General features: G+C 57.2%; 21 protein-coding genes and 3 rRNA genes. 7 read left to right on the plus strand and 17 right to left on the minus strand.

The features are described 5' to 3' along the window. Window positions 1-59: 59 nt before the first annotated feature. The 16 genes from astD to ACO05M_RS02760 all read right to left on the minus strand — a co-directional run bounded on the left by astD (window position 60) and on the right by ACO05M_RS02760 (window position 18,116). Window positions 60-1,526 carry a succinylglutamate-semialdehyde dehydrogenase gene (gene astD, locus ACO05M_RS02685; protein ID WP_421867417.1) on the minus strand — a complete coding sequence of 489 codons (1,467 nt, stop codon included), beginning with the start codon at window positions 1,524-1,526 and terminating at the stop codon, window positions 60-62. After that, window positions 1,526-2,554 carry an arginine N-succinyltransferase gene (gene astA / locus ACO05M_RS02690; protein WP_421867419.1) on the minus strand — a complete coding sequence of 343 codons (1,029 nt, stop codon included), beginning with the start codon at window positions 2,552-2,554 and terminating at the stop codon, window positions 1,526-1,528. The genes astD and astA overlap by 1 nt, the downstream gene beginning before the upstream one ends. Window positions 2,555-2,645: 91 nt before the next feature. Next, a complete protein-coding gene (locus ACO05M_RS02695) occupies window positions 2,646-3,662 on the minus strand; it encodes an arginine N-succinyltransferase (RefSeq protein ID WP_421867421.1) in 1,017 nt (338 codons plus the stop codon). Then, on the minus strand, window positions 3,662-4,897 hold the full coding sequence (locus ACO05M_RS02700; RefSeq protein WP_421867424.1) for a hydrolase: 1,236 nt from the start codon (window positions 4,895-4,897) through the stop codon (window positions 3,662-3,664). Before ACO05M_RS02700 ends, ACO05M_RS02695 begins: the two co-directional genes overlap by 1 nt. A 483-nt stretch (window positions 4,898-5,380) precedes the next feature. After that, window positions 5,381-5,496: ribosomal RNA gene (gene rrf, locus ACO05M_RS02705) — 5S ribosomal RNA — on the minus strand. Between the two features lie 167 nt (window positions 5,497-5,663). Then, window positions 5,664-8,555, minus strand: a 23S ribosomal RNA gene (locus ACO05M_RS02710). A gap of 267 nt (window positions 8,556-8,822) precedes the next feature. After that, window positions 8,823-10,362, minus strand: a 16S ribosomal RNA gene (locus ACO05M_RS02715). The 16S, 23S and 5S rRNA genes sit together here, the layout of an rRNA operon. 491 nt (window positions 10,363-10,853) lie before the next feature. After that, entirely contained in the window at window positions 10,854-11,639 is a 786-nt protein-coding gene (gene tatC / locus ACO05M_RS02720) for a twin-arginine translocase subunit TatC (RefSeq protein ID WP_421867427.1), read from the minus strand. A 3-nt stretch (window positions 11,640-11,642) separates the two neighbouring features. After that, window positions 11,643-12,008 (minus strand): Sec-independent protein translocase protein TatB, encoded by a 366-nt coding sequence (gene tatB / locus ACO05M_RS02725; protein ID WP_421867430.1) that lies wholly within the window; start codon window positions 12,006-12,008, stop codon window positions 11,643-11,645. A gap of 24 nt (window positions 12,009-12,032) precedes the next feature. Beyond that, complete coding sequence (tatA, locus tag ACO05M_RS02730; protein WP_421867433.1) at window positions 12,033-12,284, minus strand: Sec-independent protein translocase subunit TatA; 252 nt, start codon at window positions 12,282-12,284, stop codon at window positions 12,033-12,035. Window positions 12,285-12,407: 123 nt separating this feature from the next. Further along, window positions 12,408-12,743: a phosphoribosyl-ATP diphosphatase gene (locus tag ACO05M_RS02735; protein WP_421867436.1), complete on the minus strand. Its 336-nt coding sequence runs from the start codon at window positions 12,741-12,743 to the stop codon at window positions 12,408-12,410. Further along, window positions 12,736-13,149, minus strand: coding sequence for a phosphoribosyl-AMP cyclohydrolase (hisI, locus tag ACO05M_RS02740; RefSeq protein ID WP_421870634.1), 414 nt, complete (start codon window positions 13,147-13,149; stop codon window positions 12,736-12,738). Before hisI ends, ACO05M_RS02735 begins: the two co-directional genes overlap by 8 nt. Next, complete coding sequence (gene ubiB, locus ACO05M_RS02745) at window positions 13,149-14,789, minus strand: ubiquinone biosynthesis regulatory protein kinase UbiB (protein ID WP_421867438.1); 1,641 nt, start codon at window positions 14,787-14,789, stop codon at window positions 13,149-13,151. The genes hisI and ubiB overlap by 1 nt, the downstream gene beginning before the upstream one ends. A gap of 64 nt (window positions 14,790-14,853) precedes the next feature. Continuing rightward, window positions 14,854-15,618 carry a bifunctional demethylmenaquinone methyltransferase/2-methoxy-6-polyprenyl-1,4-benzoquinol methylase UbiE gene (gene ubiE / locus ACO05M_RS02750; RefSeq protein WP_421867440.1) on the minus strand — a complete coding sequence of 255 codons (765 nt, stop codon included), beginning with the start codon at window positions 15,616-15,618 and terminating at the stop codon, window positions 14,854-14,856. A 114-nt stretch (window positions 15,619-15,732) separates the two neighbouring features. After that, on the minus strand, window positions 15,733-17,313 hold the full coding sequence (locus ACO05M_RS02755; protein ID WP_421867441.1) for a GGDEF domain-containing protein: 1,581 nt from the start codon (window positions 17,311-17,313) through the stop codon (window positions 15,733-15,735). Window positions 17,314-17,468: 155 nt separating this feature from the next. Then, window positions 17,469-18,116, minus strand: coding sequence for a thiol:disulfide interchange protein DsbA/DsbL (locus tag ACO05M_RS02760; protein ID WP_421867443.1), 648 nt, complete (start codon window positions 18,114-18,116; stop codon window positions 17,469-17,471). 199 nt (window positions 18,117-18,315) lie between these two features. Between ACO05M_RS02760 and ACO05M_RS02765 the strand changes: the two genes are divergently transcribed. Continuing rightward, window positions 18,316-19,095 carry a sulfite exporter TauE/SafE family protein gene (locus ACO05M_RS02765; RefSeq protein ID WP_421867447.1) on the plus strand — a complete coding sequence of 260 codons (780 nt, stop codon included), beginning with the start codon at window positions 18,316-18,318 and terminating at the stop codon, window positions 19,093-19,095. Window positions 19,096-19,100: 5 nt separating this feature from the next. Here ACO05M_RS02765 and cyaY read toward each other — a convergent pair whose 3' ends face one another. Continuing rightward, a complete protein-coding gene (cyaY, locus tag ACO05M_RS02770; RefSeq protein WP_421867450.1) occupies window positions 19,101-19,427 on the minus strand; it encodes an iron donor protein CyaY in 327 nt (108 codons plus the stop codon). A gap of 110 nt (window positions 19,428-19,537) precedes the next feature. Here cyaY and lptM point away from each other — a divergent pair, with 110 nt between their 5' ends. Genes lptM through ACO05M_RS02800 form a run of 6 tightly spaced genes read left to right on the plus strand, consistent with a single transcriptional unit; the run spans window position 19,538 to window position 24,201 of the window. Further along, the gene (gene lptM / locus ACO05M_RS02775) at window positions 19,538-19,663 is read left to right on the plus strand and encodes an LPS translocon maturation chaperone LptM (RefSeq protein WP_421870638.1); all 126 of its coding nucleotides are present in this window, start codon (window positions 19,538-19,540) and stop codon (window positions 19,661-19,663) included. Window positions 19,664-19,702: 39 nt separating this feature from the next. Continuing rightward, window positions 19,703-20,962: a diaminopimelate decarboxylase gene (gene lysA, locus ACO05M_RS02780; protein WP_421867453.1), complete on the plus strand. Its 1,260-nt coding sequence runs from the start codon at window positions 19,703-19,705 to the stop codon at window positions 20,960-20,962. Between the two features lie 20 nt (window positions 20,963-20,982). After that, window positions 20,983-21,813 (plus strand): diaminopimelate epimerase, encoded by an 831-nt coding sequence (dapF, locus tag ACO05M_RS02785; RefSeq protein ID WP_421867456.1) that lies wholly within the window; start codon window positions 20,983-20,985, stop codon window positions 21,811-21,813. Between the two features lie 43 nt (window positions 21,814-21,856). Next, window positions 21,857-22,579: a DUF484 family protein gene (locus ACO05M_RS02790; RefSeq protein ID WP_421867458.1), complete on the plus strand. Its 723-nt coding sequence runs from the start codon at window positions 21,857-21,859 to the stop codon at window positions 22,577-22,579. 3 nt (window positions 22,580-22,582) lie between these two features. Then, the gene (xerC, locus tag ACO05M_RS02795; RefSeq protein WP_421867461.1) at window positions 22,583-23,485 is read left to right on the plus strand and encodes a tyrosine recombinase XerC; all 903 of its coding nucleotides are present in this window, start codon (window positions 22,583-22,585) and stop codon (window positions 23,483-23,485) included. Between the two features lie 8 nt (window positions 23,486-23,493). After that, entirely contained in the window at window positions 23,494-24,201 is a 708-nt protein-coding gene (locus ACO05M_RS02800) for an HAD family hydrolase (protein ID WP_421867464.1), read from the plus strand. Window positions 24,202-24,646 lie beyond the last annotated feature (445 nt).

A 24,646-nucleotide genomic window follows, 5' to 3' on the forward strand; every position in this document is an offset into this window, starting at 1 on the left:
CCTGCGAATCGACGACTCTTGTTATTCGCCCGTGACGATCTTGGCGATGCCGGGTCGCGTTACAGCTCCAATCCCGGCGCCAAATTCGCCGGCAGGCTGACCCGGTCTGACTCCAGACTGGCAACCGGGTAGGCGCAGTAGTCGGCGGCGTAGTAAGCGCTCGGACGGTGGTTGCCGCTGGCGCCGATGCCACCGAAGGGAGCGGCGCTGCTGGCGCCGGTCAGCTGTTTGTTCCAGTTGACGATGCCGGCACGGCTGGCACGCAGGAACTGCTCGTACTTGGCGCGGCTGTCGCTCAGAATCCCGGCGGACAGGCCGAAGCGGGTGGCGTTGGCCAGCTCGATCGCCTGCTCAAAACTGTCGTAACGGATCAGTTGCAGCAGTGGGCCGAAGTACTCCTGATCCGGCAGTTCGGCGATCGCGGTGACGTCGATCAGGCCCGGTGACAACAGTCCAGTGCCCGGCTCGAGCTTGGCCAGCGTCACCAGCGGGGTGCCGCCCAACTGCTGCAGGCTGGCTTGTGCCTCGACGATCCGATCGGCGGCGGCCTCACTGATCAGCGAGCCGATAAAGGGCTGCGGCTCGGCATCGAAACGGCCGACCCGGATCTTACCGATCGCGTCAATCAAGGCCTCGACAAAGCGATCCCCGGCCTCGCCCTTGGGCACCAGCAGACGACGGGCGCAGGTGCAGCGCTGGCCGGCGGTGATAAAGGCCGACTGCAGGGTATCGTGAACCGCAGCTTTCAGGTCCTCCACCTCGTCGACGATCAGCGGGTTGTTGCCGCCCATCTCCAGCGCCAGGATCTTGCCGGGCTGACCACCGAACTGGCGGTGTAGCATCGCCCCGGTGTCGGAGCTGCCGGTGAAGAACAGGCCGTCGATCTGGGCGTGGCTGGCCAGCGCGATACCGGTCTCCTTCTCACCCTGGACCAGATTCAATACGCCGTTGGGCAGTCCGGCCTGTTGCCATAGCTGGACCATCTTTTCGGCCACCGCCGGGGTCAGCTCACTGGGTTTGAGCACCACGCAGTTCCCCGCCAGCAACGCCGGGACGATATGGCCGTTGGGCAGATGTCCGGGGAAGTTATAGGGACCGAAGACCGCCACCACACCATGGGGCTTGTGTCGCAGCATCGCGGTAGCACCGGCGACTTCGGATTCGTGGGTACCGGTGCGCTGCTCCAGTGCCTTGATCGAGATCTCGATCTTGCCGGCCATCGCGGCGGCTTCGGTGCGGGTCTCCCACAGCGGCTTGCCGGTCTCTTCGGCGATCAACCGGGCCAGCTCCTCGGCGCTGGCTTTGAGCAGTTCCGCGTAGGCGCGGACCTGTTCGATCCGGGCAGTCTGCGGCAATGCCGACCACTTCGGGAAAGCCCGTCGTGCCGCCCAGACCGCCTGATCGACCTGGGTTTTGCTAGCACAGTGGCCGTGCCAGATCGGCGTGGCTTCGGCCGGGTTGAGGGATTCGAGCGCGGCGCCTTCGCCGTCGAGCCAAACGCCATCGATAAACAGGGATGCAGACATTAGAAACTCCTTCTGGCGGACATCGGCACAACCCGCAGACTGTCGCCGTCTTGAACGTTGAGCACCTTGGCCATGTCGGCCGAAATGGTGACGATATGGTTGCCGAGCAGGCTGGCATTAGCGGCACAGCAGCGGAAATCACGCAGGCGGCTGTTGGCCAGCAGATAGCGCTCCGAGCCGCCGTCGGGTTCACCGATTCGGACCTTGCAGTAGCGGCTCTCGCGCACGATACGGATATCCTGGACCCGGGTTTCCAGCAGCGGGCCACCGTCGAAGATGTCGATATAGCCGCTGTAGCGGAACCCTTCGCTTTCCAGCAAGCGACGGGCCGGGGTGGTGTTGTCGTGGGTCTGCCCGATCGCTGCGCGGGCATCGTCGGGCAACATGTTGGTGTAGATCGGGTTTTTCGGCATCAGCTCGGCGATAAAGACCTTGTTCTGACCCGATAGCTGGTCCGCCTGGGCAAAATCGATCGAGAAGAAATGACGCCCAAGCCCTTCCCAGAACGGCGACACGCCATTGCTGTCGGAGTAACCGCGCATCTCGGCGATAACGTTGTCGGTAAAGCAATGGGGGAACTCGGCCATAAACATAAAGCGCGACTTCGACAGCAGCCCGCCGTTGCCGTCACGACGGAATTCCGGGTCCAGAAACAGGGTGCAGACCTCGGACTGACCGGTATGGTCGTTGCTCAGGGTCAGGGTCTTGATCGGGTTGTAGACATTCAAGCCCTGGGAAGCGTGAACCAGGGTGCCGACCCGGTAGTTGTACCAGGGATCCTGCAGCCCGACCGCCGATTCGATCCCACTGATACCGGCAATCGCGCCGGTATCAGTGTCTTCCAGCACAAACAGGTACAGCGCTTCTTTCAGCGGCTTATCGGCCGCGAAGGATTCCAGCGCCCAGTCGAGTTTGCGACGAACCGCCGGCTCATCCGGCTGCAGGGTGGTAAAACCGGGGCCGGTCTTATGGGACAGGGCCCAAAGCCCTTCCCAGTCGGAAGCTTGGATCGGTCTGATCAGCATCATTGGGGGTTATTCCTTAGCATCCTAATTCTGCGATCCGCCGACATCGTTGAATCCGACCGATCGCGTGGTTAATTTGTCGCGGTTGTTTGAACTACGGGGCCAAAAGCTGCAGCCGAAGCTCATCACCGGGGCTGAGTTGCAACGGCGCAACAATTCGCGTTTCAAGCTCATCACGGGGCACCGGCGCCGTTGTCATCACACAGCGAAAGCCGGCCAGCTGTTGATTGCAGAGCAGCGCCGCAGGCAGATCGGCATCGGAGGCCGCCAGGCTTTCAAACGCTTGGGGGCGGCTCTGCTCCAGGGTCTTGATCTGATCGGTGGCCAGCTCCAGGGTCGGTCCCGCATCAAAGATGTCGACATAGCCGCGATGGCGGAAACCTTCGGCCTCCAGCAGTTCCACCACCGGTACGATGTCGGGCCGGGGGGCGGCAATAACCTGTTGGGCCTCGTCCGGCAGTAGCGGGATATAGACCGGATAGTGGGGCATCAGGTCAGCGATAAAGCTCTTGGACTGGATACCGGTCAGATAGTTGGCGCGGGAAAAGTCCATGCTGAAGAAATGGCGCCCGATCGCCTCCCAAAACGGTGACTTGTTGGCGCCATCGACGATGCCCTGCAGTTCGACCAGGGTCTTGTCGGCAAATCGCTGCCGATGGCAGGCCATAAACAGCATCCGGGCCCGCGACAGCAGGTTGAGGTTGTCGCTGTTGCGGTGCTCGGGAGCCAGGAACAGGCTGCACAAGCGACTGGCACCGGTGTAGTCCTGACACAGGTGCAGGGCCGGAATCCGGTTATGGATCTGCAGATCACTGGAGGCATGGACCAGCTGTTCGATCCGATAGCTGTAGAACGGCGTATCGAGCCCCACGGCCGCATCGATGCCGCTGACGCCGAGGATCTCGCCGGTATCGGTCTCTTCCAGCACAAAGTGGTAGCTCTGCTCACCGGGTTGATCAACGTCGGCGCGCAACGATTGCTGAGTGCGGGCGATCATCTCCGACAGATGATCCCGGTTGGCCGGCAGGGTCGACATGCTGCCGCCGGCAACCACGGCCAGTTGCTCCAACGCCTGCAGGTCGGCAAAGGTGATTGGACGTACGAGTCGCATCAGCGTCGCTCCAGCCAGCTGAGATCATCGCTGGTCGCCAGTTTCATCAACAGCAGCGCACTCAGCTTGGCCCGTTGTGCCAGGCTGCTGACTTTGCAGAACTCGTCACTGCTATGAATCTTGCCACCCTGGACACCCAGTGTATCGACATTGGGCAGGCCCGCTGCCGCCAGGTTATTGCCGTCGCAACAGCCCCCGGTCGGCAACCATTTCAGTTTCATATCCAGGGATTCGCCACATTCGCGCACCAGCTCGAACAGGCGTTGATTGGCCGGGGTCAGCAGCTTGGGTTTGCGGCCAAAGCCGCCGTGAAGTTCGATGGAGATGCCATCACGGGCATTGATCCAGTCCCGTAGTTTGTTGATATGTTCCAGACACCAGTCTTCGTCATTGGGCTGCTCCAAGCGAATATTGAAGCGCGCCACGGCGGTATCCGGCACCACGTTGACCGCACCACCACCCTGAATCTGTCCCGGGTTGATGGTGACGCCGGTACGCTGACCGTTCAGGTCATCCAGAGCACTGATAAAATCGCACAGGGCCCGGATCGCATTACGGCCAAGGTGATGCTCACGACCGGCATGGGCCGCGCGCCCCTTAACCACGACACTAAAGTTACCGCTGCCTTTGCGCTCGCCGGCCAGATTGCCGTCCGGGAAGCTAGGTTCGTAGATCAAGCCCAATTGATGCCGCAGAGCAGCCTGCTTCAGTAGTGGGGCCGAGCCGGGCGAGCCGATCTCCTCATCGGGATTGAGCAACACCTCCCAGCCGATACGGTCGGCCCAAGGTGTCCGCTCAAGCGCTGCCAACGCCGTAAACATCAACACCAGACCACCCTTCAGATCCGCCACACCAGGGCCATTGATGGTGTCTTCATCCAGCCATTCGACCTGCTGGAACGGATGATCGATGGCAAAAACCGTATCCAGGTGACCGCACAGAAATACCTGAATCGGTGCGTCGGGTCGTTTTCGGATCGATAGCGCCTGACCCAGCGGTTGCTCGATCGTCTCTCCGTCGGCATTCACCACCAGCTGCGGTGCCACATCGATGTACTCCCGTGTACCACCCAGATCGGCACTGATCTGGTCGAGCATCCGGGCCACTTCATTGACCCCATCGACGTTGTAGGAGCCGGAGTTAACCAACGCTAGCCGGATCGTGTCATCCAGCATGCGCTGCTGTTGGTCGTCAATCCAATCCAGCCAAGGAGAAAAGTCGTGTTCGGCGCTCATAAGCAGACTCTGTCGGTCAAAATTGTCTGCTTACTAGTATTGATCAGCTCGGGTCAAAGAACTGTTGTTGATGCGACCTGGAGTTTAGAAATGCCACTCCTGGTAGCTAGTAATGGTTTTAAGAGCAGTAGGTAGATGTTTAGAAACGAAAAACCAGTACAGCATGCCGGGTTTTCTCGTATTACAGGTCGGGCTATCAGTGCGTGGCGTTGAAGGCGTTATGCGTATCAGGTGGGCTGAGCACTCACATGGGGGCGAAGCGCGCCTCAAGCAATGCGGCCGAACATTGCTAGCGTTTCGCGCGAGGACATGGATGTCCGAGTGGACGAAGCTACAGGGACGTAGCGCACTCCGTCGTTAACTTGAAGACGTAGAGAACAAGCAGCCAACCGATACGCGCTGGGCTTCCCGGCGCGTAGCGTCGGAAGCCGCTAAGACGAAAAAACCCCTAGCACAGCGTGCTAGGGGTTTCTCGTATTAAGCGCTTGGCGATGACCTACTCTCACATGGGGAAGCCCCACACTACCATCGGCGCTGATTCGTTTCACTGCTGAGTTCGGGATGGGGTCAGGTGGTTCCAAATCGCTATGGTCGCCAAGCAAAAAAGGTAAGTGAATCCGCCCGCCATGGATGGCGGAAGTGCAGAAAATGCAGGAGCAATTTTCTGTGAACTTAATTGAAGTCTCTTTGAATCAGTTCAACGTGTCGATCGTTTATATCTAGCTTGTTTCGTATCAGTGCCAACCTAACACCGCTTTGGCGTTATATGGTCAAGCCGCACGAGCAATTAGTACTGGTTAGCTCAACGCCTCACAACGCTTACACACCCAGCCTATCAACGTCCTGGTCTTGAACGGCTCTTCAGAGGGCTCGAGGCCCTGGTGATACCTTATCTTGAAGGAGGCTTCCCGCTTAGATGCTTTCAGCGGTTATCCCGTCCGAACGTAGCTACCGGGCAATGCGTCTGGCGACACAACCCGAACACCAGAGGTTCGTCCACTCCGGTCCTCTCGTACTAGGAGCAGCTCTTCTCAAGTATCAAACGCCCACGGCAGATAGGGACCGAACTGTCTCACGACGTTCTAAACCCAGCTCGCGTACCACTTTAAATGGCGAACAGCCATACCCTTGGGACCGGCTTCAGCCCCAGGATGTGATGAGCCGACATCGAGGTGCCAAACACCGCCGTCGATGTGAACTCTTGGGCGGTATCAGCCTGTTATCCCCGGAGTACCTTTTATCCGTTGAGCGATGGCCCTTCCATACAGAACCACCGGATCACTAAGACCTACTTTCGTACCTGCTCGACGTGTCTGTCTCGCAGTCAAGCACCCTTATGCCTTTGCACTCATTGCATGATTTCCGACCATGCTGAGGGTACCTTCGTGCTCCTCCGTTACGCTTTGGGAGGAGACCGCCCCAGTCAAACTACCCACCACACACTGTCCCCGACCCGGATAACGGGTCTGGGTTAGAACCCCAAACATACCAGGCTGGTATTTCAAGATTGGCTCCACGCAAACTGGCGTCCACGTTTCAAAGCCTCCCAGCTATCCTACACAAGTAGGTTCAGAGTTCAGTGTGAAGCTGTAGTAAAGGTTCACGGGGTCTTTCCGTCTAGCCGCGGGTACGCTGCATCTTAACAGCGAGTTCAATTTCACTGAGTCTCGGGTGGAGACAGTGTGGCCATCATTACGCCATTCGTGCAGGTCGGAACTTACCCGACAAGGAATTTCGCTACCTTAGGACCGTTATAGTTACGGCCGCCGTTTACTTGGGCTTCGATCAAGAGCTTCGCCTAAGCTAACCCCATCAATTAACCTTCAAGCACCGGGCAGGCGTCACACCCTATACGTCCACTTTCGTGTTTGCAGAGTGCTGTGTTTTTAATAAACAGTTGCAGCCACCATTTCACTTCGACCAGCCTCAGCTTAGGGAGCAAGTCCCATCACCAAAACCGGCGTACCTTCTCCCGAAGTTACGGTACCATTTTGCCTAGTTCCTTCACCCGAGTTCTCTCAAGCGCCTTGGTATTCTCTACCTGACCACCTGTGTCGGTTTGGGGTACGGTCTCAAATAAGCTGAAGCTTAGAGGATTTTCCTGGAAGCATGGTATCGACTACTTCGCTCAAAAGAGAGCTCGTCATCAGATCTCAGTCTTAAAGGATCCCGGATTTACCTAAGATCCAAACCTACATCCTTAAACGCGGACAACCAACGCCGCGCTAGCCTAACCTTCTCCGTCCCCCCATCGCACTTATCTGAGGTGCAGGAATATTAACCTGCTTCCCATCGACTACGCATTTCTGCCTCGCCTTAGGGGCCGACTCACCCTGCCCTGATTAGCATTGGACAGGAACCCTTGGTCTTCCGGCGAGGGTGTTTTTCACACCCTTTATCGTTACTCATGTCAGCATTCGCACTTCTGATACCTCCACGGTGCCTTACAGCTTCCGCTTCAACGGCTTACAGAACGCTCCTCTACCATGCCACAAAGTGGCATCCGTAGCTTCGGTGTACAGTTTGAGCCCCGTTAAATCTTCCGCGCGGGCCGACTCGACTAGTGAGCTATTACGCTTTCTTTAAAGGGTGGCTGCTTCTAAGCCAACCTCCTAGCTGTCTAAGCCTTCCCACATCGTTTCCCACTTAACTGTAACTTTGGGACCTTAGCTGACGGTCTGGGTTGTTTCCCTTTTGACGACGGACGTTAGCACCCGCCGTCTGTCTCCCGTGATTGCACTCTTGGGTATTCGGAGTTTGCATCGGGTTGGTAAGTCGGGATGACCCCCTAGCCGAAACAGTGCTCTACCCCCCAAGGTGAGACACGAGGCGCTACCTAAATAGCTTTCGAGGAGAACCAGCTATCTCCGAGCTTGATTAGCCTTTCACTCCGACCCACAGGTCATCACCGCATTTTTCAACATACGTGTGTTCGGTCCTCCAGTTGATGTTACTCAACCTTCAACCTGCCCATGGGTAGATCGCTCGGTTTCGGGTCTAATCCCAGCAACTTGACGCCCTATTAAGACTCGGTTTCCCTACGCCTCCCCTATACGGTTAAGCTTGCTACTGAAATTAAGTCGCTGACCCATTATACAAAAGGTACGCAGTCACGGTCTCAAGGACCGCCCCCACTGCTTGTACGTACACGGTTTCAGGGTCTATTTCACTCCCCTCACAGGGGTTCTTTTCGCCTTTCCCTCACGGTACTGGTTCACTATCGGTCAGTCAGGAGTATTTAGCCTTGGAGGATGGTCCCCCCATGTTCAGACAAGGTTTCACGTGCCCCGTCCTACTCGTTTTCACATTAAGAGCCTTTTCGCGTACGGGGCTATCACCCACTATGGCCACACTTTCCAGAGTGTTCCGCTAAAACTCAAAACGCTTAAGGGCTAATCCCCGTTCGCTCGCCGCTACTGAGGGAATCTCGGTTGATTTCTTTTCCTCCGGGTACTTAGATGTTTCAGTTCCCCGGGTTCGCCTCTTGACCCTATGTATTCAGGTCAAGATACCCGCCTTATGACGGGTGGGTTTCCCCATTCGGAAATGTCCGGATCAAAGTCTGTTTGCCGACTCCCCGAACCTTATCGCAGGCTACAACGTCCTTCATCGCCTCTGACTGCCTAGGCATCCACCGTGCACGCTTAGTCACTTGACCATATAACCCAAAACAGTGTTCAAGTTATCAGTCAGAACTAATACGATATTAATCGCCAGATATAAACGCTTGATCGAACACAATAAAATTAAACTGATTCAATTTGATTGCTTCAATCACAGATCCACTTTGTTAAAGAGCGATTTTCTCAAAAGAGAAAATAAAGGTTAGCTCTCGCTAACCTTTATTCACTCAAGCTTGAGAAAGCTTTTAACTAATCCAACCATGCAATTCGTTGTGAGCACTTACCAGAACGGCAGCTTCGTTTAAGGAGGTGATCCAGCCCCAGGTTCCCCTAGGGCTACCTTGTTACGACTTCACCCCAGTCATGAACCACACCGTGGTAACCGCCCTCCCGAAGGTTAAGCTAGCTACTTCTGGTGCAATCCACTCCCATGGTGTGACGGGCGGTGTGTACAAGGCCCGGGAACGTATTCACCGTGACATTCTGATTCACGATTACTAGCGATTCCGACTTCACGCAGTCGAGTTGCAGACTGCGATCCGGACTACGAACAGGTTTCTCGGATTAGCTCCACATCGCTGCTTCGCGACCGTTTGTCCTGCCCATTGTAGCACGTGTGTAGCCCCGCTCGTAAGGGCCATGATGACTTGACGTCGTCCCCACCTTCCTCCGGTTTGTCACCGGCAGTCTCCTTAGAGTTCCCGACCGAATCGCTGGCAAATAAGGACAAGGGTTGCGCTCGTTACGGGACTTAACCCAACATTTCACAACACGAGCTGACGACAGCCATGCAGCACCTGTCTCAGAGTTCCCGAAGGCACCAATCTATCTCTAGAAAGTTCTCTGGATGTCAAGAGCGGGTAAGGTTCTTCGCGTTGCTTCGAATTAAACCACATGCTCCACCGCTTGTGCGGGCCCCCGTCAATTCATTTGAGTTTTAACCTTGCGGCCGTACTCCCCAGGCGGTCTACTTATCGCGTTAGCTGCGCCACTAAGAAATCAAGTTCCCCAACGGCTAGTAGACATCGTTTACGGCGTGGACTACCAGGGTATCTAATCCTGTTTGCTCCCCACGCTTTCGCACCTCAGCGTCAGTTTTGGTCCAGGGTGTCGCCTTCGCCACTGGTGTTCCTTCCTATATCTACGCATTCCACCGCTACACAGGAAATTCCACACCCCTCTACCAAACTCTAGCTAAGCAGTATCAGGTGCAGTTCCCAGGTTGAGCCCGGGGCTTTCACATCTGACTGACTTAGCCGCCTACGCGCGCTTTACGCCCAGTAATTCCGATTAACGCTCGCACCCTCCGTATTACCGCGGCTGCTGGCACGGAGTTAGCCGGTGCTTCTTCTGCGAGTAACGTCACAGATGCAGGGTATTAACCTACATCCTTTCCTCCTCGCTGAAAGTGCTTTACAACCCGAAGGCCTTCTTCACACACGCGGCATGGCTGCATCAGGCTTGCGCCCATTGTGCAATATTCCCCACTGCTGCCTCCCGTAGGAGTCTGGGCCGTGTCTCAGTCCCAGTGTGGCTGATCATCCTCTCAGACCAGCTAGAGATCGTCGCCTTGGTGAGCCTTTACCCCACCAACTAGCTAATCTCACGCAGGCTCATCTAATAGCGAAAGGTCCGAAGATCCCCTTCTTTCCCCCGTAGGGCGTATGCGGTATTAATCCAAATTTCTCTGGGCTATCCCCCACTACTAGGTAGATTCCTACGCGTTACTCACCCGTCCGCCGCTCGTCAGCAACTAGCAAGCTAGTCCTGTTACCGCTCGACTTGCATGTGTTAAGCCTGCCGCCAGCGTTCAATCTGAGCCATGATCAAACTCTTCAGTTCAAAAAAGTTGTCAGCCGAAGCCAACGAATTTTTGCTCAAAGTAAAACTGGAATAACTTAACTAAACGTAAGTACGTATAGTGTCGTATGAATTCACGAGTCACTTACTTTGATAAGTCTTTGTGATATTCCGAAGAATATCTGCTGTCCTATCCCAGCAAGTGCCCACACGAATTGCATGGTCGATTTGTTAAAGAGCGTTGCTTGTGTCGTTGTCCGTTAGGACGTTTCGTCTCAAGCGAGGCGCGTATTATAGGCGACAGTTTTTCGCCGTCAACACAATTTTTCAAATAAATTACAAAAAAATGTAATTTCTTTTTGAAAAACAAATATTTCTTTATTTTTCAAGAAGTTATCTAAAACAAACACTGACTGATCAATAATCGATCAGCTATTGGTTTCCAAATTCTTGTAGGAAATTTACAAACCGATAATCGGCCGATCCCGTGGCCACGAGCTTCTATATAGAAGCGCTAACTGCGAGCTATCGAATCAGGTCTGTTCAGACTCTTCTTCGTTTTCATATTCATCGTCATCACGACGAACAAAGATACGTGCCAGGATGATGCCGGTTTCAAACAGCAACCACATCGGCAGAGCCAGTAGCGTCTGAGAGATCACATCCGGCGGCGTCAGCAACATGCCCACGACAAAGCAGCAAACGATAATGTAAGCACGCTTATCTTTCAGGCTCTCTACCGAAGTGACCCCACTCCAAACCAACAGCAGGGTAGCAATCGGGATCTCAAATACGATACCGAAGGCAAAGAACAGCTTCAGGACGAAGTTCAGGTAGCTGCTGATGTCGGTCATCATCGCCACGTTTTCCGGCCCGGTGCTGGTGAAGAATCCAAAGATCAGCGGAAACACCACGAAGTACGCAAAGGCTACTCCGGCATAGAACAGGAAGATACTGGAGATCAGCAGCGGGATGGCGATCTTCTTCTCGTGCTGGTACAGGCCCGGGGCAATAAAACTCCAGATCTGATGCAGAATGAACGGAATCCCGGCAAAGATTGCCAGCACCAGGGTGAGCTTGAACGGTGCAAAGAACGGCGAGGTAACATCGGTCGCGATCATGCTGGTGCCTTCGGGCAACAGCGCGGTCAGCGGCTCCGACAGATACGCATAGAGATCGTTGGCGAAGTAGAACAGCGGCAGAAACAGCAGCAGTACGATCAGCAAGCTACGCAGCAGACGATCGCGCAGCTCTACCAGATGGGAGATCAGCGGCTGCGCAGCGGCTTCGCTGGAAGGATCATGTTGTGCGTTGGACATAACTTACTCGGCGGCGGGTTTGCGCGGCTCCGGGGTGACCGACTCTTCTGAAGTCTCAGTAGCCGTTGTTGCGGTCTTTTCCGGTTGCGGTGAAGGCCGGAGCAGGTCTTCGCGCAGGCTTTCATGGAAAGGCTTGGTCATCGAATCGACCTGCTTTTCAAGCTGCTCTTGCTGCTCCTTGGCCTCACGGCGCATCTCTTCAACACGCAGCTCTTCCGAGATCTCTTTCTGGACACTACCCAGCGTTCGCTTGATCTTGCCGATCCACATACCCGCCGTCTTGACGGCATGAGGCAAGCGCTCGGGACCGAGCACGATCAACGCAACCACCCCGACGATCAGGAGTTCGGTAAAGCCGATATCAAACATGAAGAGGGATCCGTAACGGTCGGATTACTTCTCAGCAGATTTCTGCGCTTCAGTCTTCGCAGCATCCTCGCTACCGGCTTCTTTGTTTTCCTCAAAGCCAGCATCTTCTTTCTCGATCTTCTTCGGCTCTTCGTCGTCTTTCATGGCTTTCTTGAAGCCCTTAACGGCGTTGCCCAGATCGCCTCCGATATTACGGAATTTCTTGGTTCCAAACAGCAGCACAACAATCAATAGAACGATCAGCAACTGCCAGACGCTAATTCCGCCAAAACCCATTGGAGTTCTCCCACAAATACTTAATTAAACCGCATCGCGGTTGTTGTTCGATTGCACCGACTCTAGCAGTGCGACATTGTCCCAACCTTGATCAGACGCAAGTACGGCGATCAAGCGCTGTTATCAAGACGACTTACGTGAAGCTTTCTCTTCCAGCCCGGAAAGTCCGAACCGACGATCCAGCTCCTCAAGCACCTGATCAGGACCAAGCCCCAGTTGGGACAGCATGATCAGGCTATGAAACCACAAATCGGCGGTTTCACCAATCAACTCTTTGGTGGCGCCGGAGTGCTCGGCATCCTTGGCCGCCAGAATGGTTTCGGTGGCTTCTTCGCCGACCTTTTCCAGAATCTTGTTCAGCCCTTTGGCATACAGATTGGCAACATAGGAGCTGTCCGGATCGGCTTGTTTGCGCTCTTCCAACACCTGCGCCAGGGCGCTCAACACATCGTTACTCACTGCTCTCTCCACCCTTATCGGCCTGATAGATCGCGTTCGGATCCTTCAATACCGGCTCTACCGGCTGCCACTGGCCATCGTTCAGGGTCTTATAAAAACAGTGTTCCCTACCGGTATGACAAGCGATACCGCCAAGCTGTTCGACCTGCAGCAAAATCACGTCTGAATCACAATCCAGACGAATACCGTGCAACTGCTGCACATGACCAGACTCTTCACCTTTGCGCCACAGCTTGCCACGGGATCGTGACCAATAGATGGCACGCTGCTCTTTTACCGTCAGCGCCAGGGATTCCCGGTTCATCCAGGCCATCATCAGGATCTTGCCACTGCGGTAATCCTGTGCGATCGCCGGCACCAAGCCGTCGGCGGTCCACTGTATCTCATCAAGCCACTGATCAGCCATCATCCACCTCTCCGCGTCGTACTCAGTAAAACCAGTGCCAAAGCTCCCAGCGCCCAGCTGGAGGTCGGCAGATCCGGATTGGGCAGCAAACCGGCGGTCCACAGGGCACCGATCAGGGCACAGATGCCGCCCAGCCGTCCCCAATGGATGCTCCAACGATTACGGGAAGCCTCTTCCAACGCCTGACGCTCGAGCCGATCACGCTTCTGCAACTCTTCGAGCTGCTTCAGCTGCTGCAGGGCATCGGCCAGCAATTGCGGCATCTGCGGCATCTGCTCGATCAATTCCGGTGCCCGTGCCTTCAGGTTACGGTACAGCCCCCGCACACCCATGCGCTGTTTCATCCAGTCTTCCAGGAACGGCTTGGCGGTTTGCCACAGGTCCAGATCCGGATAGAGCTGACGCCCCAACCCTTCGATATTGAGCAGGGTCTTCTGCAGCAGCACCAGCTGCGGCTGCACTTCCATATTGAACCGACGGGCGGTCTGGAACAATCCCAACAGCACCTGGCCGAAGGAGATCTCTTTCAGCGGCTTTTCGAACACCGGTTCGCAGACACTACGGATCGCGGTCTCAAAGTCATTGACGTTGGTGTCAGCCGGGACCCAGCCTGAATCGATGTGCAGCTGCGCCACCTGCTTGTAGTCCCGCTCGAAGAACGCCAGGAAGTTACGGGCCAGGTAGCTCTGATCGCTGGGAGTCAGGGAGCCGACGATACCGAAATCCAACGCGATGTATTGCGGATCCTGCGGATTGTTGTGGGACACATAGATGTTGCCCGGGTGCATATCGGCGTGAAAGAAGCTGTCGCGGAACACCTGGGTGAAGAAGATTTCGACGCCGCGCTCGGCCAGCAGCTTGAAGTTGGTGCCCTGATCGCGCAACCCGGCCAGATCCGAGATCGGCACCCCGTGGATGCGCTCCATCACCATCACGTCCTGATGGGTGTAGTCCCAGAATACTTCCGGCACATAGAGGATGCTGGAGCCGTCAAAGTTACGTTTCAGCTGTGAGGCGTTGCCGGCCTCCTTGCGCAGATCCAGCTCGTCGAAAATAGTCTTCTCGTATTCGGCCACCACCTCGACCGGACGCAGCCGGCGACCGTCGGCCCAGACGCTCTGGACCAGGTGAGCCAGGGTATAGAGCAAGCCGACATCCTGCTTGATCACCTTGTTGATGCCGGGGCGGATCACCTTGACCACCACATCCTCACCGCTGTGCAGCCGGGCGGTATGGACCTGGGCCACCGAGGCCGAGGCCAGCGGGGTGCTGTCGAATTCGCTAAACAGGGTCTTAACAGACTCACCCAGCGCCTTTTCGACGATGGCGGTGGCCTGATCACCACAGAACGGCGGTACCTGGTCCTGTAGTTTGGTTAGTTCGGCCGCCACATCCTCGGGCAGCAGATCCTGACGGGTCGACAGCATCTGACCGAATTTGACGAAGATCGGCCCCAGCTCTTCCATCGCCAGCCGCAGGCGTTCACCGCGGGGCAGTTCGGAGCGACAGAAGTAACGCCAGGGCAGCAGGACCAAGGCGTACTTGGCGTACCACGGCAGGTGAAGACCCTCGAACAGGTCATCCAGTCGGTAACGGGCGATCACCCGTACGATTTTCAGTAAACGTAACAGTCGGGACACGGTTTGCTTCTATTGGTCAGATGGTCAGCCTGCGGGGGACAATTTCAAAGCTTGATCCCCTTGCTCAGGGCTTGATCCCCTTATGCAGGGCGACGATGCCACCGGTCATATTGTGGAAGGAGCAGCGCACCAGACCGGCCTGTTCCATCATGCCCTTCAGGGTTTCCTGATCGGGATGCATGCGGATCGACTCGGCCAGGTACTTGTAGCTTTCCGAATCGTTGACGATCAGCTTGCCCATCATCGGCAGCAGGCTGAACGAATAGGTGTCATAGATCTTGGTCAACAGCGGGTTGTTGGTCTTGGAGAACTCCAGCACCAGCAGACGGCCACCGGGCTTGAGCACCCGCGCCATCGATTCCAGCGCTTTCTGCTTGTCGGTAACGTTACGCAGGCCGAAAGCGATGGTGATGCAATCAAAATGATTGTCCGGAAACGGCAGCATCTCGGCGTTGGCCTGGACGAAGCGGACGTTACCGCTGACACCCCGATCCTGCAGTTTGTCACGACCGACCTTGAGCATCGAATCGTTGATATCGGCCAATACCACCTGGCCAGTCGGGCCAACCAGTTTGGAGAAGCGCATGGTCAGATCGCCGGTGCCGCCGGCGATATCCAGTACCCGCTGACCGGTGCGAACACCGCTGTATTCGATCGCAATCGCTTTCCAGAGCCGATGCACCCCCATCGACATCAGGTCGTTCATCAGGTCGTACTTGGCGGCAACCGAATGGAAAACATCGGCAACCCGTTTCTCCTTATCGCCAACCTGGACCTGCTCGTAACCGAAGTGAGTGGTTTCGTTACTACCGTTTTGCTGATTGCTCATGGATTGCTCTGGATTGATCCGATACTTACGGGCACCGTTTGGCCTAAAACAATCGGCCGTGGCGTCAAAGTCGGCCATTATAGCCCCATTAAGCCGGGGTCTGCTAACAAGACGCTAGCGACCCGCGACGATGCTGCGATTACGGCCCTGCTCCTTGGCTTGATAGAGGGCATCGTCGGCACGCTGGAACACCGTCTCGTGGCTTTCATCGTTGGCCTGGAAGCCGGCAATACCGAACGACATGGTGATCTGAACCGGCGTGCCGCCGAAGTTGAACGGGCTTGAGGCCACCGTTTTTCGCAACACCTCGACCACCTGCTGCGCCTTGGCCGCGTCGGTTTCGGGCATCAAGACGACAAATTCCTCACCGCCGAAGCGGGCCACGAAATCGGACTCGCGCAACCGCTTGGTCAACAGCTTGGCGACCAGCTTCAACACCTTGTCACCAGCCAGGTGGCCGTAGTTGTCGTTGACTTTCTTGAAGTGGTCCAGGTCACAGACCACCATGGACAGGTCATGGCCGTAGCGTTTCCAGCGACTGAATTCCGTTTCCACCCGCTCACTGTAGGCGCCCCGATTGGGCAGGCCGGTCAACGGATCGGAAACCGCCCGAACCCGTTGCTCCTCCAGGTGGGCCTGCATCCGAACCGACTGCTCTTCCATGGTTTCCAGCTTATCCTGCAGCTGTTCAAGCCGCGATTCGACCTGCTGCTCACGAGCCTCCTGTTCGCTGCGGTAGCGGTCCACCGCTTTGACGATATCCGCCAACTGCAAACGCACCGTGGATTTGAGCTGATCCAGACTTTCGGCCTGCACCAGGGAGTGCTCCACCTTGGAAACATCGGAGCGCACCGCCATATCCAGCTGTTGACTGCTGTCCCGATGGGCCTTCTGATGCTCACGGCTCTCGACCAGAAAGCCCTGGATATCTCCCAACTGGTGATTCAGGCTTTCCAGATAGCTCTCAAAGTCCTCCTGGCGAACCACCATCGCCTTGAGTACCAGCTCGACCATCGCTTCCTGAATCAGCGGCAGCTGCTGCCACTCAAAGCCCTGTTCGATCCGCTTCATCAGCGCTCGGGCTTTTGCCCGCTCGGCAGCGGGAATCGATAGCTGACCCAACATATCCAGAATCAGCGAGCCGACCCGGCTGCAGACCAGCTCCAACTGCTCCTGGTCTTCGTCCAACAACGCTTCAGCACCGGCACCGGCCGCCGCACCCGACGGAGCCTCATCGTTCGGACGATCAAAAATCGTCGCTTGCAGTTTGGAGGTTTCGGTCAGCAGGCGTGGATAATCACCAAAGTTCTCCACCGCATCGGGCAACTCCTCGATCAGCTTGTCGATTCGCTCTTTGATTGCCGGCTGAGAGGCACTCTGCCACAGCAGCGTCAGCATCGAGCGCAACGCATCCAGCGTCTGTTGCACACCACGATCGCGCTGCTGGAAATAGTTCATCAGGCCCTTTTCGGCTGCCTCGGTGCGACTGATCAGCGAGCCACCGTTGCCGCTTTTGAGGCGATCCTGCAGCGGATCAAGGCGATCATCCAGTGCTGAATCCAGCCCTTTGGCGGCCAGGCAGAGCCGCACGGTCACCCGTCCCAGCGCCTCCATATCCGCTTGATCCGTCTCGCATTGGAGCTCTAACTTCTGGATCTGTTTTTTCAGGGAAGCCAAGTCAGTATCGGTCGCCACGGTCCAAGTCCTTTCTATGCCTGAGAAAATCGACGCACAATCCGTCGATGTTAGCCCAGCCCTGCGGGAGGGACCAGCCCATCATCGGAGAATAAATGGTACAAAAAAGCCCGCAGCCGTTACCGGCCTGCGGGCTTGCTGGAATCGATAAGGGATTAGTTCAGCTTGGCTTGCTCCTGGGCCACCAGCTGATCCACCACCTTCATCATCGCCTTCTGGCTGCCTGCCTTGTCGGCGGTGACCAGGTATTTACCGTTAACGATGATCGACGGGACCCCCTGGATACCGTATTCACGGGCCTTCTTCTTGCCGCGACTGATCTTGCTGTTGAGGTTGAAAGAGCCGTAAGCCTTGTTGAAATCGGCTTCCTTAACGCCGAAATCGGCGAAGAACTCGCCCAGCTGCTCTTTATTGTTGATCCACTGGCGCTGACGATGGATCAGATTGAACAGTGCCGGGTGCACGTCCTCTTCAATCCCCAGTTCCTTGGCCACGTAATAGGCCTTGGCGAACTCGATCTGATTGGGGCGGAAGCTGACCGGGATATGCTTGAAATCGACCACGCTGCTGTCCTGCTGTGTCTTCCAAGGCGCCAGGTAGCGCTCCAGACTGTTACAGTGCGGGCACCAGTAGCCGAACATCTCCACCACTTCGACCCGTTTCGGGTCCTGAGTGCGAACCTGCTTGCTCAACTTGGTGTAGTGAACCCCCTCTTTGAACTCCTCTGCCTGGGCTTGCAGCGGCAAAGCCAGCAGCGGCAGCATCAGCAGGGCACTGGCCAGCGATAAAACTTTTTTCAACATCGGTTGTTTCTCCGTACACGGTAATCGGGTTTGCAGCTTGGAACACAAACCCGGCAAAAGGTTCGGCGGTCATTGTGGGACCAGCCTGATTACAACTCAAGCAGAGAGCGATGAACCAAGGCTGAATCCTGTCATCTCGATACTGTCACCACCTAGGTTGCACGGTAATCGCACAGCGTTGGCTTTATAATGCGCCGCCATGGACACCCCCGATTCCCTGATCAATCTGCTGCTGCCGAGCGTTATCGATCTGGCCGATGCGCTGTTGCTGCTGGCGACCAGCTTCTGTACCGCACTGATTACCGCCACCCTCGGGGTCGGCGGCGGGGTGTTGCTGCTGGCGGTGATCGCCTCGGTACTTCCACCGTTAGCGATCATCCCGGTCCACGGTCTGGTTCAGGCCGCTGCCAATACCAATCGGGCGATCTTCACCCGGCGGCACCTGAACCGCACTGTGTTCAGTCAGTTCCTGCTGGGGGCGCTGGTCGGCGCGGCGCTGGCCTCGGTGCTGGTGGTACAGCTGCCCACCGATACGATCCTGCTCTGTGTGGCCGGCTTTATCCTGTTCCTGACCTGGGGACCGAAACTGCAGATCCGCGCCATCCGGCCCTGGCCGTTGCGGATCGCCTCGGCACTGACCACCCTGCTGTCGATGTTCGTCGGCGCCAGCGGTCCGCTGGTCGCCGCTTTTGTGCATCAATTGTCGGAAGAGCGGTTCGAGCGGGTCGCCACCTTCTCGGCCTGCATGAGCGTTCAACACGGTCTCAAACTGTTGGTGTTCGGCGGGCTGGGATTCGCCTTCAGCGAGTGGTTGGCACTGGTGGCGGGGATGGTGCTGACCGGCGTGGCCGGCACCTGGGTCGGATTGAACCTGCTGCAGAAGATCAGCAATCAGCGCTTCAGCCAGGTATTCCGGATCATCCTGACGCTGATGGCGCTGAAGCTGCTGTTTGATGCGGGCAGTAATCTGCTGCAGTAATAGGCTTAGCTAAAATCGAAGGTCTCTTCGGCGAGTTTTTCAAAGGTCTCGGTCAAAAACTGCGCCAACGGTTTGGCATCAGCATCGCAGACCCAACCTCCATCGGCATCTTCAGCATGATCAAAATGAAAACCGCCGAACGGAACCGCGATCCACAGCTGTCGGACCGGTGCCTGACGGGTAAAAATCACCTTCTGGCCGTTCTCACAGGTCACCGTCAGCACGCCACCGCTGTTCTCGTAGTCGATATCGGTCTCGGCCTCATCGAGGACCTCCTCGATCGCCAGCAGACGGTCATCGACGAGTTGGTTGAATTCGCTTTCGGTCATCATGTTGAACAGCTCCGACTATAGGTGGTGATTGCAGTCGGCAAGTATACGGCATCCGCGGCTACGGTTATAATCGCCGGTTTACCTAATCATGATGGGATTGAGCGATGACGATGCGCTGGCTGGCTCCGCTGCTATTGGGTTTACTGTTGATCGGCTGTGGCCAGAAGGGTGATCTCTACCTGCCCAAAGATCCGGCGCCCGATCAAAAGCAGAGCCAACAACAAGGCCAGCCTTAAGCAACCCGCCCTCCCTAGCTATTTTATTGGACAGTACCGATGGACAGTTTTGAGTACCGCGACGACGTTCTGTACGGCGAAGATGTCGCCCTTTCCCGGGTCGCCGAACAGTACGGTACCCCCACCTACGTCTACTCCCGTGAAACTCTGGAGCGCCACTACCTGGCTTACGCTAACGCGCTGGGCGAGCATCCGGGCATGATCTGCTACGCGGTCAAAGCGAACTCCAATATCGCCGTACTGAACCTGCTGGCCCGACTGGGCTCGGGTTTCGACATCGTCTCCCAGGGCGAGCTGGAGCGAGTGATCCGCGCCGGTGGTGACCCCAGTCGGGTGGTGTTCTCCGGTGTGGCCAAGCAACCGGCCGAGATCCGTCGTGCGCTGGAGCTGGGCATTCACTGCTTCAACGCCGAATCCGATGCCGAACTGGATCGAATCAACGCGGTGGCCGGCGACATGGGCAAGGTCGCGCCGATCTCGCTGCGGGTTAATCCGGATGTCGATGCCAACACTCACCCGTATATCTCCACCGGTCTGAAGGAGAACAAGTTCGGTATCTCGATCGATCAGGCGCTGGCCGTTTATCAGCGCGCCGCGTCGCTGCCGAACCTGGACGTGGTCGGCCTGGACTGCCATATCGGCTCTCAGCTGACCGAACTGACGCCCTTTATCGACGCCCTCGACCGCCTGCTGGTGCTGGTCGATCAACTGGCCGACAACGGCATCAACCTTAAGCACCTCGATCTGGGAGGCGGCCTGGGGGTCTGCTACGCCGACGAAGAACCGCCGCTGCCGTCCGCCTATATGGAGGCGGTGCTGGCCAAACTGGGTAATCGTCAGCTGGAGCTGATCATGGAACCGGGCCGCTCGATTGCCGCCAACGCCGGCGTGTTGCTGACCCGGGTCGAGTTCCTGAAGCCGACCGAGCACAAGAATTTCGCCATTATCGATGCGGCGATGAACGACCTGATCCGGCCGTCACTGTACAGCGCCTATCAAGACATCATCCCGCTGAAGGTCGACCACAGCCGCGAACAGCTGAGCTGGGATCTAGTCGGCCCGGTATGCGAAACCGGCGATTTCCTCGGCAAGGACCGTCAGCTGGGACTGGAGCCGGGCGATCTGCTGGCGGTCTGTTCCAGCGGTGCCTACGGCTTTACCATGAGTTCGAACTACAACTCCCGCAATCGGGCCGCGGAAGTGATGGTCGACGGTGACAGCATTCACCTGATCCGTCAGCGTGAAGATTTCGAACACCAGATTCGTGGCGAGCAACTGCTGCCCGCCAACAAGAGCTAGGCCAAGTAGAGCAACCCTAAATGCAAGTACGCTTTACCAAAATGCACGGTCTGGGTAACGACTTCATGGTGGTCGACCTGATCACCCAGCGCGCCCGATTCACCCCGGAGCGGGTACGCGAGCTGTCGGACCGCAACTTCGGCATCGGCTTCGATCAGCTGCTGCTGGTCGAAACCCCGACCGATCCGGAGATGGACTTCAAATACCGGATCTACAACGCCGACGGCTCCGAGGTCGAAAACTGCGGCAACGGCGCCCGTTGCTTTGCCCGCTTCGTCACCCGCAAGCGCCTGACCGGCAAGCAGACCATCGCGGTCCAGACCGCCAAGGGGCCGCTGTACCTGAGCTTGGTCGATAACGACAGGGTCCGGGTCGACATGGGCGAACCGGTACTCAAGCCCGAACGGGTCCCGTTCCAGGCTGAGCAACAGAGCGCCGAGTACCCGATCGAGATCAACGGACAGCTGTATCAGATCGGTGCGGTATCGATGGGCAACCCCCACGGCGTGCTACGGGTCGACAGCGTCGATTCAGCGCCGGTCGAGAGCCTGGGTCCGGCCTTGGAGAGCCATCCCAGCTTCCCGGAGCGGGCCAATATCGGCTTTATGGAGATTGTCGATCGCAACAATATCCGTCTGCGGGTCTTCGAGCGCGGCGCCGGTGAAACCCTGGCCTGCGGTACCGGCGCCTGCGCGGCGGTGGTGTCCGGCCAGCTTCGCGGCTGGCTCGATAGCGATGTTTGTGTTCAACTCCCGGGCGGAAAGGTCGATATCAATTGGAATGGATACGGCAGTTCTGTAATTATGACCGGGACGGCCGATACGGTGTACGAAGGCAGAGTCCAGCTCTAGATTCGGTTCTAGGATTCAGCCCAAGGGAGAGACAGCCACCTCAATGAGCATCAACAAGAACAAGCCCAACGCGACCACGATGGCGATGAAAGCCGATATGGAACAGCAAGTGGTCGAGTACCTCGAAACCCATCCCGAGTTCTTCGCCCGCCACCAGTCCCTGCTCAACATCCTGCGCGTCCCGCACCAGCGGGGCGGCGCCATTTCGTTGGTCGAGCGCCAGACCGAGATGCTGCGGGAGCAGAACCGGGAAATGCGCAGCCAGCTGCACGATCTGCTCGATGCGGCACGCTACAACGATCTGCAGTTCGAGAAGACCAAGCGACTGGTGCTGAACCTGCTGGAGTCCGAGACCCTCGATCAGCTCACCGATGCGATCGAAGAGGGCCTGTGCCGCGACTTCAACGGCGACATCACCAACCTGATTCTGCTCGACCAGACCATCGGTGAGCGCGGCGGCAATATCAAGTCGGTCAGCCTTCAGGTGGCCGAGTCCCAGGTTGCCGAACTGATCGACAGCGACTGGGCCCTGTGCGGCAGCCTGTCGGATCGTCAGCGCCAGTTCCTGTTCGACGATAGGGCCGACAAGGTGCTGTCCGCCGCGGTGGTACCGCTGGTCAAGGGCAACACCCTGGGGCTGCTGGCGATCGGCAGTTTTGAAGCCAATTACTTCCACTCCAGCATGGGCACCCTGTTCCTCAACTACGTCGGCGAAGTGCTCAGTCGGGTCCTGTTCCGACTGCTGAACAACCTGAACCCGGAGTAACCCTTGTCCGCGCTGGTCGATTGGATCGATGACTTTATCGACCATCTGGCCGGCGCCCGGATGCTGTCCGAACACACCCTGAGCAACTACCGTCGCGATCTCGACCAACTGGCCCGTTTCTGCGACGACCAGCGGATCGCCGACTGGCAGCAACTCGACACCCGACTGTTACGACGTCACATTGCCGCGCTGCGCAGCCGCGGCCTGGCTGGCAGTTCGATCCAACGCAAACTGTCGGCCTGCCGCAGCTTCTACAACTTCCTGATCAACGAACAGCGGCTGCAACACAACCCGGCGCTGTCGCTGCAGGCCCCCAAGAGCGGCCGCAAGCTGCCCAAGCCCTTGGATGTGGACCAGCTCGGCAGCCTGCTCGACCAGGCCCCGTCGGATCCCCTCGAGATCCGTGATCTGGCGATGCTGGAGCTGTTCTACTCCTGCGGCCTGCGACTGGCCGAACTGGTCAGCCTGGATCAGTTCGATATCGACCTGCGCGATGCCAGCCTGAGCGTGGTCGGTAAAGGCCGCAAAGAGCGCCAGCTGCCGGTGGGACGCTCGGCCATCAAGGCATTGCGCCAGTGGCTGGAGGTGCGTGATCAACTGGCCGGCGCCGACCAGGAGGCGCTGTTCGTCAACCACCGCGGCGGCCGCCTGACCTCGCGAGGGGTCCAGCAACGCCTCAAACGCTGGGGCCTGCAAAGCGGCACCCAAGGCAAGCTGCACCCACACCGATTACGCCACTCCTTCGCCAGCCATATGCTCGAATCCAGCGGCGACCTGCGGGCGGTACAGGAGCTGCTCGGCCACGCCGATATCGCCACCACCCAGATCTATACCCACCTCGACTTCCAGCACCTGGCCGAGGTCTACGACAACGCCCACCCCCGGGCCAAAAAGACGGATACCTGAGCCTGATTATGAGTAGAACCATCAAACTGATCAGCTTCGACCTGGATGACACTCTCTGGGCGGTCGGCCCGGTAATCGTGCAGGCCAACCTGACCCTGTACCGCTGGCTCGACACCAACGCCCCGGCCTTCACCGAACGCTATCAACTGGAAGATTTCGACAAGCTGCGCCGGATCGTGGTCTCCGAGCAACCCGATATCGCCCACAGTGTCACCGCCATCCGGCTGGCCGTACTCACCAAAGGACTGTTGGATAGCGGCTACGACAATGCCGCCGCCGAGCAACTGGCCGAAGCCGCCTTCGAGGTCTTCCTGGCCGCCCGCAATCAGGTCGAACTATTCCAGCACGCCCAACAGATGCTGATTGATCTAAGCGCCAACTACCGCCTAGTCGCGCTCAGTAACGGTAACGCCGATGTGGAGAAGGTCGGATTGGGCGAATTCTTCGAATTCGGCCTCAACGCCGATCAGGTCGGCAAGGCCAAGCCCGATCCGTTGATGTTCGAGCAGATGCTGGAGCGGGCCGGTGTCGTTGCCGATGAGGTGCTGCATATCGGTGATCATCCGGATCATGATATTCGCGGCGCTCAAGATTGTGGATTGCACACCCTGTGGGTGAATTTTTCCGGCAAGCCCTGGCCGGAAGGGCCTAAACCGGATTTGGAAGTACGGTGTTTGAGTGAAATTCCGGGTGCGATAGCACGATTTACTGAATAGCTCTTAACAGAAAGACTAATACGCCCTTCCGGGCGTGTCAGGGAAATGCGCCGCCATTTCCCTGACAACCCTAGGCGGCCCCTCTTGCTTGGCCAGCTTCGCCGGCTACGTTGCGCGTTTCGCCTGCCAATGGCCGCGATTGGAACTCACTCGCTTCGCTCCCTCAAACATCAATCGCTCTACTCCATTGTCAGGCTCCAATGCTCACCGGCGCAAAAGGGGGTTGGGGAGTTTGTCCTGAAATTAATGGAGCTATAGTTTCGGCTGCCACGGACTCAAACCGCCCTTGACACAGCCGAGCACTGGATTGGAAAACGGATCAGCGACGATGGTTGTCTGAGGCCGCAGGCCGAGTTTCCATCGGAGCCCGTTTTTCAATCCAGCGCGCAGGGCACCAGCGAAGCTGGCAAGTCGTTGGGCAAAGCAACTTTTGGTCCCTTTTGTT

The sequence above is a fragment of the Motiliproteus sp. genome, assembly GCF_965230735.1.
Lineage (GTDB): Bacteria > Pseudomonadota > Gammaproteobacteria > Pseudomonadales > Balneatricaceae > Motiliproteus.

What these genes read in the sequence shown, in the direction of transcription:
- tatB (WP_421867430.1), bottom strand. Translation starts at nt 12,008, where the DNA reads ATGTTTGATATCGGCTTTACCGAACTCCTGATCGTCGGGGTGGTTGCG.
- lysA (WP_421867453.1), top strand. Translation starts at nt 19,703, where the DNA reads ATGGACAGTTTTGAGTACCGCGACGACGTTCTGTACGGCGAAGATGTC.
- ubiE (WP_421867440.1), bottom strand. Translation starts at nt 15,618, where the DNA reads ATGAGCAATCAGCAAAACGGTAGTAACGAAACCACTCACTTCGGTTAC.
- hisI (WP_421870634.1), bottom strand. Translation starts at nt 13,149, where the DNA reads ATGGCTGATCAGTGGCTTGATGAGATACAGTGGACCGCCGACGGCTTG.
- ACO05M_RS02765 (WP_421867447.1), top strand. Translation starts at nt 18,316, where the DNA reads ATGGACACCCCCGATTCCCTGATCAATCTGCTGCTGCCGAGCGTTATC.
- astD (WP_421867417.1), bottom strand. Translation starts at nt 1,526, where the DNA reads ATGTCTGCATCCCTGTTTATCGATGGCGTTTGGCTCGACGGCGAAGGC.
- ACO05M_RS02695 (WP_421867421.1), bottom strand. Translation starts at nt 3,662, where the DNA reads ATGCGACTCGTACGTCCAATCACCTTTGCCGACCTGCAGGCGTTGGAG.
- astA (WP_421867419.1), bottom strand. Translation starts at nt 2,554, where the DNA reads ATGATGCTGATCAGACCGATCCAAGCTTCCGACTGGGAAGGGCTTTGG.
- tatC (WP_421867427.1), bottom strand. Translation starts at nt 11,639, where the DNA reads ATGTCCAACGCACAACATGATCCTTCCAGCGAAGCCGCTGCGCAGCCG.
- ACO05M_RS02790 (WP_421867458.1), top strand. Translation starts at nt 21,857, where the DNA reads ATGAGCATCAACAAGAACAAGCCCAACGCGACCACGATGGCGATGAAA.
- ACO05M_RS02800 (WP_421867464.1), top strand. Translation starts at nt 23,494, where the DNA reads ATGAGTAGAACCATCAAACTGATCAGCTTCGACCTGGATGACACTCTC.
- ACO05M_RS02700 (WP_421867424.1), bottom strand. Translation starts at nt 4,897, where the DNA reads ATGAGCGCCGAACACGACTTTTCTCCTTGGCTGGATTGGATTGACGAC.
- cyaY (WP_421867450.1), bottom strand. Translation starts at nt 19,427, where the DNA reads ATGATGACCGAAAGCGAATTCAACCAACTCGTCGATGACCGTCTGCTG.
- dapF (WP_421867456.1), top strand. Translation starts at nt 20,983, where the DNA reads ATGCAAGTACGCTTTACCAAAATGCACGGTCTGGGTAACGACTTCATG.
- lptM (WP_421870638.1), top strand. Translation starts at nt 19,538, where the DNA reads ATGCGCTGGCTGGCTCCGCTGCTATTGGGTTTACTGTTGATCGGCTGT.
- tatA (WP_421867433.1), bottom strand. Translation starts at nt 12,284, where the DNA reads ATGGGTTTTGGCGGAATTAGCGTCTGGCAGTTGCTGATCGTTCTATTG.
- ACO05M_RS02760 (WP_421867443.1), bottom strand. Translation starts at nt 18,116, where the DNA reads ATGTTGAAAAAAGTTTTATCGCTGGCCAGTGCCCTGCTGATGCTGCCG.